At 43.9% G+C, this 12515-nt stretch carries 12 protein-coding genes; 7 read left to right on the top strand and 5 right to left on the bottom strand.

Annotated features, from left to right (window positions below):
- Nucleotides 1–11 precede the first annotated feature (11 nt).
- Nucleotides 12–719 (top strand): pseudouridine synthase, encoded by a 708-nt coding sequence (locus MTX11_RS05580; protein ID WP_243474579.1) that lies wholly within the window; start codon nt 12–14, stop codon nt 717–719.
- A gap of 43 nt (nt 720–762) precedes the next feature.
- Here the strand turns inward: MTX11_RS05580 and MTX11_RS05575 are convergent, their stop codons facing one another.
- From MTX11_RS05575 to MTX11_RS05565, 3 genes are all read right to left on the bottom strand, one after another.
- Nucleotides 763–1206, bottom strand: a complete 444-nt coding sequence (locus tag MTX11_RS05575; protein ID WP_004278907.1) for a GNAT family N-acetyltransferase — start codon at nt 1204–1206, stop codon at nt 763–765.
- Nucleotides 1207–1303: 97 nt separating this feature from the next.
- A complete protein-coding gene (locus MTX11_RS05570) occupies nt 1304–1651 on the bottom strand; it encodes a type II toxin-antitoxin system RelB/DinJ family antitoxin (RefSeq protein ID WP_004278906.1) in 348 nt (115 codons plus the stop codon).
- A gap of 114 nt (nt 1652–1765) precedes the next feature.
- Nucleotides 1766–2674, bottom strand: coding sequence for a pseudouridine synthase (locus MTX11_RS05565; RefSeq protein ID WP_243474578.1), 909 nt, complete (start codon nt 2672–2674; stop codon nt 1766–1768).
- Nucleotides 2675–2800: 126 nt separating this feature from the next.
- Between MTX11_RS05565 and tsaE the strand changes: the two genes are divergently transcribed.
- The 4 genes from tsaE to hfq all read left to right on the top strand — a co-directional run bounded on the left by tsaE (nt 2801) and on the right by hfq (nt 6807).
- On the top strand, nt 2801–3280 hold the full coding sequence (gene tsaE, locus MTX11_RS05560) for a tRNA (adenosine(37)-N6)-threonylcarbamoyltransferase complex ATPase subunit type 1 TsaE (protein ID WP_243474577.1): 480 nt from the start codon (nt 2801–2803) through the stop codon (nt 3278–3280).
- Complete coding sequence (mutL, locus tag MTX11_RS05555) at nt 3270–5237, top strand: DNA mismatch repair endonuclease MutL (RefSeq protein ID WP_243474576.1); 1968 nt, start codon at nt 3270–3272, stop codon at nt 5235–5237. Before tsaE ends, mutL begins: the two co-directional genes overlap by 11 nt.
- 6 nt (nt 5238–5243) lie before the next feature.
- Nucleotides 5244–6188 (top strand): tRNA (adenosine(37)-N6)-dimethylallyltransferase MiaA, encoded by a 945-nt coding sequence (miaA, locus tag MTX11_RS05550; protein ID WP_243474575.1) that lies wholly within the window; start codon nt 5244–5246, stop codon nt 6186–6188.
- 91 nt (nt 6189–6279) lie between these two features.
- Nucleotides 6280–6807, top strand: a complete 528-nt coding sequence (gene hfq, locus MTX11_RS05545; protein WP_114542510.1) for an RNA chaperone Hfq — start codon at nt 6280–6282, stop codon at nt 6805–6807.
- A 120-nt stretch (nt 6808–6927) separates the two neighbouring features.
- Here the strand turns inward: hfq and MTX11_RS05540 are convergent, their stop codons facing one another.
- Entirely contained in the window at nt 6928–8235 is a 1308-nt protein-coding gene (locus MTX11_RS05540) for a peptidylprolyl isomerase (RefSeq protein ID WP_243474574.1), read from the bottom strand.
- The gene (locus MTX11_RS05535; protein WP_243474573.1) at nt 8235–10688 is read right to left on the bottom strand and encodes an LPS-assembly protein LptD; all 2454 of its coding nucleotides are present in this window, start codon (nt 10686–10688) and stop codon (nt 8235–8237) included. Before MTX11_RS05535 ends, MTX11_RS05540 begins: the two co-directional genes overlap by 1 nt.
- 121 nt (nt 10689–10809) lie before the next feature.
- Between MTX11_RS05535 and MTX11_RS05530 the strand changes: the two genes are divergently transcribed.
- Both MTX11_RS05530 and murU read left to right on the top strand, forming a co-directional pair.
- Nucleotides 10810–11823, top strand: a complete 1014-nt coding sequence (locus MTX11_RS05530; protein ID WP_243474572.1) for an aminoglycoside phosphotransferase family protein — start codon at nt 10810–10812, stop codon at nt 11821–11823.
- Nucleotides 11824–12513 (top strand): N-acetylmuramate alpha-1-phosphate uridylyltransferase MurU, encoded by a 690-nt coding sequence (murU, locus tag MTX11_RS05525; protein ID WP_243474571.1) that lies wholly within the window; start codon nt 11824–11826, stop codon nt 12511–12513. It abuts the gene before it with no gap.
- Nucleotides 12514–12515 lie beyond the last annotated feature (2 nt).

Genomic DNA, 12515 nt, shown 5'->3' with positions numbered 1-12515 from the left:
AGGTTAAACAGATGCTATTGGAAAAAATGTTGCAGTCACAAGGTTTCGGCTCCCGCAAGCATTGTCAGCAACTGATTAAAAATGGTGCTGTTTCAATTCAAGATGAAGTGATTGACAATCCCAAACATAAACTGGATTTGAATCACTTAAATTTCGAGGTTTATGGGAAAAGTCAGACCTATCGGGAAAAAGTGTATATCGCCTTAAACAAGCCACAAGGTTATGAGTGTTCGCATCAGGCGACCCATCATTTTAGTGTGTTTGATCTGTTTGATGACATTCTGCTGAATCGGGGGATTCAGTGTGTAGGGCGTCTGGATCAGGATACTACCGGGCTGTTATTGCTGACTGATGATGGCCAATTCCTGCAAGCGCTCACCCATCCTAAAAAGCATGTCGCCAAAGTTTATCAGATGCAAACTGCGGATCCAGTCACGGATGAACAGATTCAGCAACTAGAACAAGGTGTCGAATTGAGAAATGAAAAAGGCATTTTTGCAGCTACTGAAGTGGCTCGTTTGGCTGAAAATCGTCTGCAAATGACCATTCATCAAGGCGTCTATCATCAGGTAAAACGCATGCTGGCTGCCGTAGGCAATAAAGTTGAACAGCTACATCGTGCACAGATTGGTGCTTTGGCCTTGCCTGAACTGGCTGAAGGGGAATGGCTGTATTTAAATGCTGAACAGGTGGCGCAGGCCAAATTCCGCTCGGAATAATAAATTTTTTATTCGCTTGAAATGTGATTAAAAAGTTCAGGACTTATTTCAGGAAACAGTGATAAGTCTGAAATTCATCATCCTTGATAAATCCCATGGATTCGTACAATTTATGCGATTGATAATTGTTTTTTTGGGTTTCCAGGGTGATTCTTAAGGCCTGTTCATGTTTGGCAAATAAAATCGCGGTATCAATCAGTTGTTTGGCTGCGCCCTGACGCCGAAAAACCGGGGTGATATAGACATCATCCAGAATATAATAGGTCGAGCAGGCCACCGAAGAAAAACCCAGATACAGGATAATAAAGCCGGTAAAAGTATCATCTTTGGTATTAATGAAAATGACGGTCTGTCCATCTTCAAAACGCTGTTTTAAAAATTGGTAAGAGAGTTCAGGATTGGAAGACGTACCATAAAACTGTCGATATTCATCAAATAATACCGCCAGCTGATTCAGGTCTGCTGACTGGGCGCGTCGTACGAGCATTGCATACTCCATGCTAATTTTTTATTGATTATCAGCATCAAGCATAGCGAAGTTTATGAGTGGCAGGCTTTAGAAATTGTTCGGAAATGCAACAATGTTAAATTTTGTCGCTTTCACCCAAAATGGCATTCAGCTCTTCAAATAAATCAAGATGATCATCATCCAATGCAATCTCCTGATCATCCAGCAGATTCAGGGCCGAACTGGAAAGCGCATTTTGCTCGGTTTTCGCTTCATTTTGTTTCAGCTTGCGCAGCCGGATCAGTTGTTCCAGATTGATATTCTGGTTTTCAATCGAGAAGGGGATGGATTTGGTAATCACCACCTGCTTGAAAAAAAGACGCACGGCCTGAGCTGGCGTAATCCCCAATTGCTTAAATACCGCAAAGGCTTGTTTCTTCTCTTGCGAGTCCAAGCGAATTTGATAAACTTCAGTTTTTCTCATAATATTTTTAAAGCTTTAAATTACTTAACTTTTCGCCTTTATTCTAATCAATTACGTTTGAAATTCAATCTTAAAGCGACCGATTTTAGAAAATAATCTGTAATGACAAGAGATTTACAGTGTCAATTCAAGGTGCGAGCTGAAATTCATGCTTTTCTGCGTGATCGGATCGACAAATTGAATATGTTTGGCCAATAAACTTAAAGGTGCTGAAAAATCATCTTCCGCTTTATGCGCTACTTGGGGGTAAAAGGGATCGTGCTGAATCGGAATACCCAGATGATTCAAGTGCACCCGTAATTGGTGCTGTTTGCCAGTATGCGGCTTCAGCTCATATTTGGCCCATTCTTTATTATGTTCCAGCAGGTCGATCGCCGTTTCGCTATTCGGTGTTCCATCTAGCACGTGCATGGTATAAAAGGGCTGTCCTTTTTCCATTCTTAATCGCGTGATCAATGGAAATTTTAAATCAGGTTGATAGGACGCAATCGCATGATAAGTCTTCTGCACTTGACGTGTAGCAAATAACTGCTGGTACAGGCCACGTGATTCCACGCATTTGGAAATCAGGACCACACCTGCCGTTTCACGGTCCAGTCGGTGAATCGGCGTCAAATGTTCATTACCGGTCTGCTTTTTAAGCCGAACCAATAGCGTTTCCTGCACATATTGTCCGGTCGGACTCATGGTCAAAAAATGCGGTTTATCGACCACTATGAAATGCTCATTTTCAAATAAAATCTGATGTTGAAAAGGAACATGCACTTCATGTGCCAAAAAGCGATAATAGAAACAGTGGCTATTGGCCTGAAATGGACTTTCTGTGCTTAATTGATTGCCTTGGGCATCGTAGACCAGACCCTCTTTGAAACGGGATTGCCATTCATCTGCTGCGATATGCGCAAATTGCGTGCATAAATAAGCAAAAACTGTCAGAGGCGCATCCGGACTGGCTGGCAAAAACACTTTACTGGCACTGACCCCATTCAGCATAGGCGGGTTAAAATCAACTGTTGATTGCATGGCAGGCAGATTAACCTCTTAAGGAACAGATGCTGTGAAAAAATACAGTTTCTCACACAGGTGAATAGGCTTTTAAAGCGTGGCGATGCTATCATATTTATTCTTTTGCATCATGTCGTGAGTAATATGCCTTATTCATTTAATGTCACTTTAAATCATGAAGACGATACCCAGAAACTGGCCAAGGTTCTGGCGGAAAATTTCCCTGCGGGGGTCGTGTATCTGATTGGTGACCTGGGGGCAGGGAAAACGACCTTAACGCGTTATTATTTGCAACAGCTGGGTCATCAAGGTTCAGTGAAAAGTCCAACGTATACACTGGTCGAACCCTATCAAATTAATGGTCAGGATATTTTTCATTTTGACCTGTATCGTCTGAACGACCCATATGAACTGGAACTGATGGGAATCCGGGATTATCTGGAAACACCGAGTGCGCTATTTTTATTTGAATGGCCATCTAAAGGTGGTGATGAAATTCCGCAAGCTGACCTGATTATTGAAATTTTAAAATCTGAAGATGAACTTACCCGTACTGCAAGCCTGATTTCATCAAATCTTGCTTTACGAGAGGCTCTGGAGCGTCAATTTTCACATGTCGAATGATTTAAGTCTGCGCCGTATTCGTGCCCTTGATCCTGCACTTGCCAACCAGATTGCCGCAGGTGAGGTGATTGAACGTCCGGCTTCTGTGGTCAAGGAGTTACTGGAAAACTCGATTGATGCGGGGGCGACAGAACTGATCATTCGGGTCGAACAGGGCGGCAGTACTTTAATTGAAATCATCGACAATGGACGCGGCATTCATCATGAGGATTTACCGCTGGCCGTGATGCGTCATGCCACCAGCAAAATCCAGAGTGCTGATGAGCTGTATGCGATTAGCAGTCTGGGCTTTCGTGGCGAAGCACTGGCGTCGATAGCAGCGGTTTCACGCCTGACCATGATCAGCAGTCAAAGTGACGAGGGCATCGGTTATCAGGTCGAAGTCAATGGCACGGCTTTTGATCATCAGGAAATTCAAGCGGTCGCGGCTTCAAAAGGGACGCATATTCGGGTTCAGGATTTGTTTTTTAATGTGCCTGCACGGCGTAAATTCCTGAAAAAACCGGGCACTGAATTTGGTCATATCGAAGAAATTGTCCGCCGTATGGCGTTAACGCATTTTGATATCCGTTTTGTGCTGGAACATAATGAAAGCATCAAGCTGAATTTGCCTATAGCGGATAGTGGCGCTTTACGTTTTCAACGTGTGCAGCAATTGCTTGGACGCCAGTTTACTGAAAATGCCTACTGGATGGATGCAGACAGTATCAATATGCGTTTATCTGGTTGGCTCGGTCATCCTTCGGATGCGCGTGCACAGGCGGATCTGCAATATGTCTATGTGAATAGCCGGATTGTCAAAGATAAAACCATTTCTCATGCTTTGCGTATGGCCTATGACGGCATCCTGCATGGCCATCAGCATGCAGCCTATTTACTGTTTTTAGAAGTTGATCCAGAAAATATCGATGTGAACGTCCATCCGACCAAGCATGAAATTCGCTTCCTGAATCAACGTGAAGTACATGAGTTCGTACGGCATTATGCCAAAGAAACGTTGGCACAATTCCAGACCGCAACTGCAGATTTAGCCGAGGCAATGAAACAGGATGAGCAGCCTGGCTTGACGGCCCCGCAACCGCGTTATCAGGAACAGTTCAGCCTGCATCAGACTGCGCATTCGCAGCCACAGGTGGTGAGAACGACATCTGCCTTAAGTGAAAATGAAACTTCAGATGTGCTGACCGATTTTGCATCTTCAGGTCCACAAACAGTGCATTATTCCCAAGATTACCGTAAATCTTATTCTGGTTCACAGCAGCTGAATAATGCCTTGCAAAGTTATTTAGCACCGCTCAGAGAAAGTTCGGAAACCGAAGTATTTAGTCCTGAGCAGTCTTTTCAGACACATGTAAAGGCCAAAGTGGATGAGCATCCATTGGGCATTGCCATTGCCCAGTTACATGGTATCTACATTCTGGCACAAAATACCGAAGGTCTGATTATTGTCGATATGCATGCGGCGCATGAACGTATTGTTTTGCAGCAAATGAAATCAGCCTGGGATAAACCTGAATTCTGGACGTCACAGCAACTATTGATTCCAAAGGTCGTAAACATTAGCCGGATGCAGGCGATGCGGGTAGAAGAGCTGAAAGAGCAACTCGCACGTTTGGGTCTGGAAATTGATCAGTATGGTGATGAGCAAGTCATTGTACGTGGTGTGCCGGCTATTCTACACAAGGCGGATTTTGATGCCCTGATTCCTGAATTATTGAATGATTTAGATCCGGGTGATCAGGCACAAAGTCTATTGCAGAAGCGTGACCAGATTTTGGCAGGCATGGCCTGTCATGGTGCAGTGCGTGCGCACCGTATTTTAAGCCTGTCGGAAATGAATGCTTTATTGCGCCAGATGGAGCAAACCGAATTTGCCAGTCAATGTAATCATGGCCGTCCGACTTGGCGCGCCTTTCCATTGGCTCAACTAGATAAACTTTTTGCTCGAGGAGAGTAGTTTTACATGTCCAATCAATTGCCGGTCATCAATTTAATGGGGCCAACTGCAAGTGGTAAAACCGCTTTGGCATGTGAACTGTATGAGCAAGGGGGATTTGAGCTGATTTCGGTCGATTCTGCACTGGTTTATCGGGAAATGGACATTGGTACAGCCAAACCTTCTAAAGAGGAACTGGCGCGCTATCCGCATCATCTGATTGATATTATTAGTCCACTTGAAGTGTATTCTGCAGCCAACTTTGTCGAAGATGCTTGCCGCCTGATTGATGATATTCATGCGCGTGGTAAAACCCCGATTCTGGTCGGTGGCACCATGCTATATTTTAAGGCCTTGCTTGAAGGTTTGTCAGATAACCTACCAAGTGCAGACTATGCTATCCGGGCAGAGATTGAAGCCAAGGGTGAGCAGGAGGGCTGGGAAGCGGTTTATGCAGAATTATGTGCAGTCGATCCGATTGCCGGTGAAAAATTCAAGGTTAGCGACAAGCAGCGCATTATTCGAGCCTTGGAAGTTTTTAAATTGACTGGTGAGCCGATTACAAAACTACAGGCAGAACAACCTAAAAACTTACCATATCGTTACAGTTTCCATAATTATGCGTTGATGCCAGATCGGTTAGAATTACATGGGCGTATTGAACAACGTCTGGAAATTATGTGGAAAAGCGGTTTTTTAAATGAAGTTGTGAATTTAATTGAAAAATACGATTTTAATGAAAATTTACCTTTCATGCGTTCAGTGGGTTATCGTCAGGCTATAGAATTCTTAAAAAATACTGATAAAACCAAGGAAAAGCAACGGGAAATGGAGGATAAAGCTTTATTTGCGACACGACAACTTGCAAAACGTCAATATACGTGGTTAAGGTCTTTGCAAGAAAAGCATAAATTTACAACATATTTTACGCTACAGCAGGCTCAAGAAGACTTGCGAAACTGTCACGGATAAAGCAAAATTTAGGGACTATCTTTTTTATAATTTTTAATTGAAAAATAGAGATAGTTTTTGCGCTGATTTTTAATTTTTTTGGAGTTATAACATGTCTAAAGGTCAAACTTTACAAGATCCATTCTTGAATTCTCTCCGTAAGGAACGTATCCCAGTATCTATCTTCCTGGTAAACGGTATTAAATTACAAGGTCATATCGAATCTTTTGACCAATACGTGGTTTTATTAAAAAATACAGTAAGCCAAATGGTTTATAAGCATGCAATTTCAACTGTAGTACCTGCACGTAATCCACGTCCTGCTGGCGCGCCTGCTGGTCCACAAGGTGCGGGCTTCGGTGGTCAAGGTGCTGCAGGTGGCTTTGGTGGCGGTCAAGGTGCTGGCGGCTTCGGTGGTCAAGGTAGCTTCGGCGGTCAAGGCGGCGGCTTCGGTGGTCAAGGTGGCTTTGGCGGTCAAGGCGGTGGCTTCGGTGGTCAAGGCGGCTTCGGTGGTCAAGGTGCTGGCTTTGGCGGTCAAGGTGGCTTCGGTGGTCAAGGCGCTGGCTTCGGTGGTCAAGGCGCTGGTTTTGACAACGACACTAAATTTGAAGACTCTTCAGACGATGAAAACAATCGTTAATCGAGTTTGAAAATTAAAAAAACCTCTCTATATGAGAGGTTTTTTTATATCTGTACGTTTTAAGTTTTTTAAATAAAAAGCCAACGAGATGTCGTTGGCTTTTTAGGATTATGGTAAGGCTTAACGGTTACGTTTAGGATCCAGTTGAGAATCTTTGATTTCTACATAAGCATTATTGCGCGTTTCACGTAACCAGCTATCTAATTCGGCATCAAATTGACGTTCACCAAGCAATTGGCGAGCCATACGTTCCTGATATTCCTGTGTCATATCTTGTTGGCGTGTTTCACTCACTTGCAGAATATGCCAGCCAAACTGGGATTGAAATGGTTTACTGAACTGACCTAATGGGGTGCTTTTCATCTGCTGTTCAAATTCAGGTACCATTACCCCTGGGCTAACCCAGCCAAGACTTCCGCCATCACGAGCCGAGCCAGTATCATTGGAGAACGTTGAAGCTAAAACAGTAAAATCTTCACCTTGTTTGAGGCGGTTATACAGACTATCAATCATTTGTTTGGCATTTTCAGGACTGACCACTTCAGACGGTTGAATCAGAATGTGTCGTGTTAAATATTGAGGAACAAGGGCTTTCTGTTCGCCACCTTTACGTTCCAAGAGCTTCAGAACATGTACACCATCAGCGACAGGAATCAGTTCAGAAGTTTGACCTGGTTGCAGGGTAGTCACGCGTGCAGCCAGTTCTGCTGGAATTTCTGACAGGTTTCTCACACCCATATCAGCAGCTTCGACTTTAACGCCGCCAGTGCTGTACTTTTTGCTGATCGCCTGAATGTCATTGCTGCTATTTAATTCTTGCTTTACCTTTGTTGCAATTTGTTCAGCATTTTCACCGCTTACCCGTAAATGCAGTACATGGACCTGACTGCCAAGCAAAGCTTGACCTTGCGGGGTATTTAGGAAGTTTTTAACATCTTGATCTGTAATTTGAATACGTGAAGTCACGATTTGTTGACGTAAACGATTCAGTGCTAAATCTTCAGCGATACGGTTACGTAAAGAAGCATAGGTATTGGGCGCCATGGCATCCAGTTTCTGCTGGAATGCTTCCAGACTCGGTGAACCAGAATCACGGGCAACTTTCAGGACGGCTTCATTTAAAGCTTTTTCATCTGAACGAATATTATAACGTTTAACTTGTTCAAGCTGTGCCTGACGAATAATCAGTTGCTCTAAAGCTTGTTGCTCAAGATATTGTTGTGGTGGAACTGCCTTTTTCTGTTTTTGCAGCTGATGTGAGATTTCGGCTACACCTTGAGCCAGGTCACTACGTAGAATGATACTATTGTCGACTACAGCTACAACTTCATCTTTAGGTTGGGCAACAGCAAAAGTCGTCATCGCTGAAGAAAGGCATAGCGCAAGTGCGGTTGCTTTAAAAATTTGTTTTAACTGTTTTGTCTTCATTAACGTTCTGTCCAAGTTTGATTGATATTGTTAAAACCTAGAATACGATTTTCTAGTAATGAGGTGAGTTTGCTGCTTAACCCACCTAAGCCTTTCAGGCTGACTTCGGCCATAATAGCGCGTTTGGCTTTGACGCTTGAATCATTAACGTCGTCTAAGTCATTGTAATATGAGCGACCGTAAACAGAAACTCCCCAACAGCATGACTCATAGTTCACGCCAAGTAAATATTCCCGTGCGACACTATTGTCGAGGTCAAACTGGGCATGTCCAACCAGACGCCAGTTGTTGGCAATCGGCTGGATAAATGAACCCACCACATGATCATAGCTCTTTTGACGGTTCGGAATATCTTTGCGATAGAAATAGCCTAGGTTATAAAGATTGCCTTGCTCACCGGTATAATAAACCTGCAAATCTCGTTGGGCATTCGATCCATTCGACATCCAGCTTGAGTTCAGATTAACGTGAACATTATTTGACAGCTGGCTGGTCAGTTGAATTACAGGGCCAGTATGACTTTCACGGTCGAATTCATCTGCATCATTTTCCAACGTTACACGGCGATCTTCAAAGAAAAAGCTCTGTCCAACGCTGGCACGCAGGCGCTCCAGACCTTCTTCATTAAATAGGCTATAGCTCAGACCTAAGGAGGCAAAGTTATTGTCTTCCAGGCGGTCATTACCATAAAAGCGACGCGCACTGAAAAGTTGATCATAATTAATCGAAGCGACGACTGAATCAAAGTTTGGCTGATTCTGCTGGTTCTCATAAGGTGAATACGCATAGAACAGACGAGGCGTTAAGGTCTGTAGATACGTACCTTCTTTTTCAAAAATTAAGCCGGTGTCCAGCGTGAATTGTGGCACCACAATTGAATTATTTTCACTAGACGCGCTACGGCTTTGGGTTTTTTCATCATAGAAAGTATTGATGTTGCGTACAGTTGCCTGAGGAATGAAGAATGACCACGGGGTAAAATGATTATAACGCACGGAAAAGTCATTATAGATCCGTGTACCACTCGGTTGATATACCTTCTTACCCGTTGGATCAGTATCAGCGAAATTTCTCAGATCCTTCTGGAAATATGCTGTGTCGTTATTAAACTCAAGCTGTAATCCCAATGGATTGCCAGTTTTGTAATTGACTAAAAGCTGCGGCAGACGTGCATAAGGACGATCTTCATCCAGTACGGTTGGATCTAGGGTTTGGAAGTCTTCGACTTTGAATTGTGCCTTTAAGCCAGGAATACCATTTTTATAATTGACTTCCCAGGCACGGCGTAAGTTCAGGTCAGTTTTAGAGTTCGGGTTATTGTCCAGATCGGCAAAGTAATCTTTGTCTGAAGCGTAGTTATATTCAAGGTTGGTGGAGAGCTGATTATTGATCTGCCAGTTATGTAAGAAATGCAGGCTTTTACGGTCTTCGTCGCTATAGCTTTCATCGGAAGGTAAATAACCTCCCCAAATACGGCCTTCACCATAATTCTCAGTCAGATAACGGAACTCGCCATCCAGCATTACCCCACGATCGCCAATATAACGCGGCGTAATTGTCGCATCATATTGTGGTGCTAAATTCAGGTAAACCGGAACACCCAGTTCCAGACCACCATCATTGGTAAAGCCAAATGTCGGCGTCAGAATACCGGTAGTGCGGCGGTCATCAATCGGGAAGTTGAAATAGGGAACCGCTAAAACCGGAACATCTTTAACATATAGCTTGGTATTGCGGGTTTCACCACGTCCAGTTTCCTGGTTCAGCTTGATCTTTTCTGCCTGGATTTTCCAGGTTGGTTTTTGCTCAGGTGGACAGGTGGTATAGGTCGCATTTTCCAGTTCTACCGTCTCGGTCGAGGTTCTGGCGATCTTTTCTGCCCGACCATGCGCATGTTGCTGCTCGGCAATATAGAAGCTGTTATTTAGGTCGCCTTCTTGGGTCTTTAAATTATAATTAATATCATCACTTTGTGAGAGCAGGCCACCCTGAGCAAGTTGTACCCGACCTTCTGCTTTGGCATAGGTCTGGGTTTGATCAATCGTTACGCGTTCAGCACGAATCTGGCGACCTTGCTGGTCAATGATGACATTGCCTTCTAAATAAGAGTCACCTGCTGGATTGTAGTGTCCATAATCTGCAGTAATGGTGGATGTAGCCTGATCTGGCGCAACGGTTGCTGCATCTGGGGCAATCGGGGTCACCCAGGTGCCTTCACAATAAGCCGAACTTAAGTATTTTTCCTGCCGCTGCTGTGCTTCAGCTGAGGATTTGTCGACATAGTATTGCGAAAAGAATGCTTCACCTGGATAGGTCTCATTTATGCGCTGTTTGAGTTGTTCTGCATTTACATCGGACGAGACATTTGATGCAGCATAGCCGGAGGCTGAGCTGCCACATAAAAGGGTTAAGATCGCAGTCGCTAGAGGATTTATTTTAAAGTGATGCTTCATTTGTCTCATTAACCAATCATGCTTTTATCGCAATTAATTATTGTCGCATCATAGAGAAAAAGTTGATAAGTAGCTACACTTAGCACTTTAAAAACTCAGCCTGTATTAGAATTAATTGCAAATGAATACACAACGCGAACAATTGATACAATCTTGGATTGCCTCTGTACTCGGTTCAGATCAATTTGAAACTCATTTTTTAGCAGGTGATGCCAGCTTCCGTCGTTATGCACGAATCAAACTGAATAATAAAACATTTATGCTGATGGATGCACCACCAGAAAAAGAAGATTGTGTGCCTTTTGTGACGATAGATGAGTTTTTTGATGCACATGGCGTGCGTGTTCCGCATATCGTGGCAAAAGACCTGGAAAATGGCTTTTTACTGCTCGAAGACTTTGGTGATGTGCTGCTGTCGAATCTGCTGAATGACGAGACTGTAGATGCCTATTATGAACAAAGCTTTAAGCAGCTCATTCAACTACAATCGATTGCTGGAGAAGGGCATTTCCCGGCATATTCTTATGAAAAACTGATCTCGGAAATGGAATTGCTGACTGACTGGATGTTACCAGCGTTAAAGGTTCAACTGACTGAATCAGAAAGCGCCTTGATCAAACGCACTTTTGCGATTTTGGCGAATGCCGCATTGGCACAGCCACAGGTGATCGTGCATCGGGATTTCCATAGTCGTAACTTGATGAAAATCGACAATGAAACCGAACTGGGTGTGATTGATTTTCAGGATGCTGTGATTGGTGCGGATACTTATGACCTGATTTCGATTACCCGTGATGCCTATGTTCAGTGGAATGCCGATCGTGTGTATCGCTGGTTCAAAACTTTCTATGAGTTATTGCCAACATCTGCTAAAGAAGGCCGTGACTTTGAACAGTTTAAAAAAGATGCCGACATGATGGCGATTCAGCGTCATATCAAGATCCTCGGTATTTTTGTGCGTCTGTTTGAACGTGATGGCAAGTCAGGTTATCTCAAGGACTTACCACGTGTGATGTGGTATCTGCTTGAAGAATCTAAGGCTTATGCAGAACTAGAGCCATTCATGCAGTTTATGCGTGACAGAGTGATGCCTGCATTTGAAGCTAAATATGGCTCATATGAGGTGGCTGCCTGAATGAAAGCGATGATTTTGGCCGCAGGACTCGGTAATCGTATGCGGCCGCTAACGCTGCATACGCCAAAGCCTTTGCTGGAAGTTGGGGGCAAGCCCTTAATTGTCTGGCATATAGAGAAACTGGCTGCGATCGGTGTTACTGAAATTGTCATCAATACGGCTTGGCTCGGTGAAAAACTCGCAGAAGCTTTGGGCGATGGTTCACGATTTGGCATCAACATCCTTTGGTCACATGAGGGTGAAGGTCTGGAAACCGCTGGTGGAATCATTAATGCTTTGCCGTTACTCGGTGATGAACCTTTTATTCTGTTAAATGGTGATGTCTGGACCACGATGGATTTTGCTCCTTTACTGGATATCGATCTAAAGGGTAATTTGGCGCATCTCGTACTTGTGCAGAACCCTGAACAACACCCAGAGGGTGATTTCACGCTTGCAGAAGGTAAAGCTTATACCTTTGATCAGCAAGTCGGAGGTGAGAACCTGACTTTTAGTGGTGTATCCGTACTTGATCCGAAGATGTTCCAAGTCTTAGAGACTGGCAAACGTCCTTTGGCTCCGTTGCTAAAAGCAGCAATGCAGAATCAGCAGGTTGCAGCTTCTAAACTGGCAGGCATTTGGGTTGACGTAGGAACCCCAGAGCGTTTAACGGCACTGGATACGGCGATCCGTGAAGGGAAGTTTGCTTAAGT

It is taken from the genome of Acinetobacter lwoffii, assembly GCF_022809915.1.
GTDB lineage: Bacteria > Pseudomonadota > Gammaproteobacteria > Pseudomonadales > Moraxellaceae > Acinetobacter > Acinetobacter lwoffii_M.
This window is presented reverse-complemented; position numbering and strand designations above follow the sequence as displayed.

Coding starts and splice junctions, on each gene's coding strand:
- miaA (WP_243474575.1), top strand. CDS start 5,244: ATGTCCAATCAATTGCCGGTCATCAATTTAATGGGGCCAACTGCAAGT.
- MTX11_RS05565 (WP_243474578.1), bottom strand. CDS start 2,674: ATGCAATCAACAGTTGATTTTAACCCGCCTATGCTGAATGGGGTCAGT.
- hfq (WP_114542510.1), top strand. CDS start 6,280: ATGTCTAAAGGTCAAACTTTACAAGATCCATTCTTGAATTCTCTCCGT.
- MTX11_RS05570 (WP_004278906.1), bottom strand. CDS start 1,651: ATGAGAAAAACTGAAGTTTATCAAATTCGCTTGGACTCGCAAGAGAAG.
- tsaE (WP_243474577.1), top strand. CDS start 2,801: ATGCCTTATTCATTTAATGTCACTTTAAATCATGAAGACGATACCCAG.
- MTX11_RS05530 (WP_243474572.1), top strand. CDS start 10,810: ATGAATACACAACGCGAACAATTGATACAATCTTGGATTGCCTCTGTA.
- mutL (WP_243474576.1), top strand. CDS start 3,270: ATGTCGAATGATTTAAGTCTGCGCCGTATTCGTGCCCTTGATCCTGCA.
- MTX11_RS05540 (WP_243474574.1), bottom strand. CDS start 8,235: ATGAAGACAAAACAGTTAAAACAAATTTTTAAAGCAACCGCACTTGCG.
- MTX11_RS05575 (WP_004278907.1), bottom strand. CDS start 1,206: ATGCTCGTACGACGCGCCCAGTCAGCAGACCTGAATCAGCTGGCGGTA.
- MTX11_RS05580 (WP_243474579.1), top strand. CDS start 12: ATGCTATTGGAAAAAATGTTGCAGTCACAAGGTTTCGGCTCCCGCAAG.
- MTX11_RS05535 (WP_243474573.1), bottom strand. CDS start 10,688: ATGAAGCATCACTTTAAAATAAATCCTCTAGCGACTGCGATCTTAACC.
- murU (WP_243474571.1), top strand. CDS start 11,824: ATGAAAGCGATGATTTTGGCCGCAGGACTCGGTAATCGTATGCGGCCG.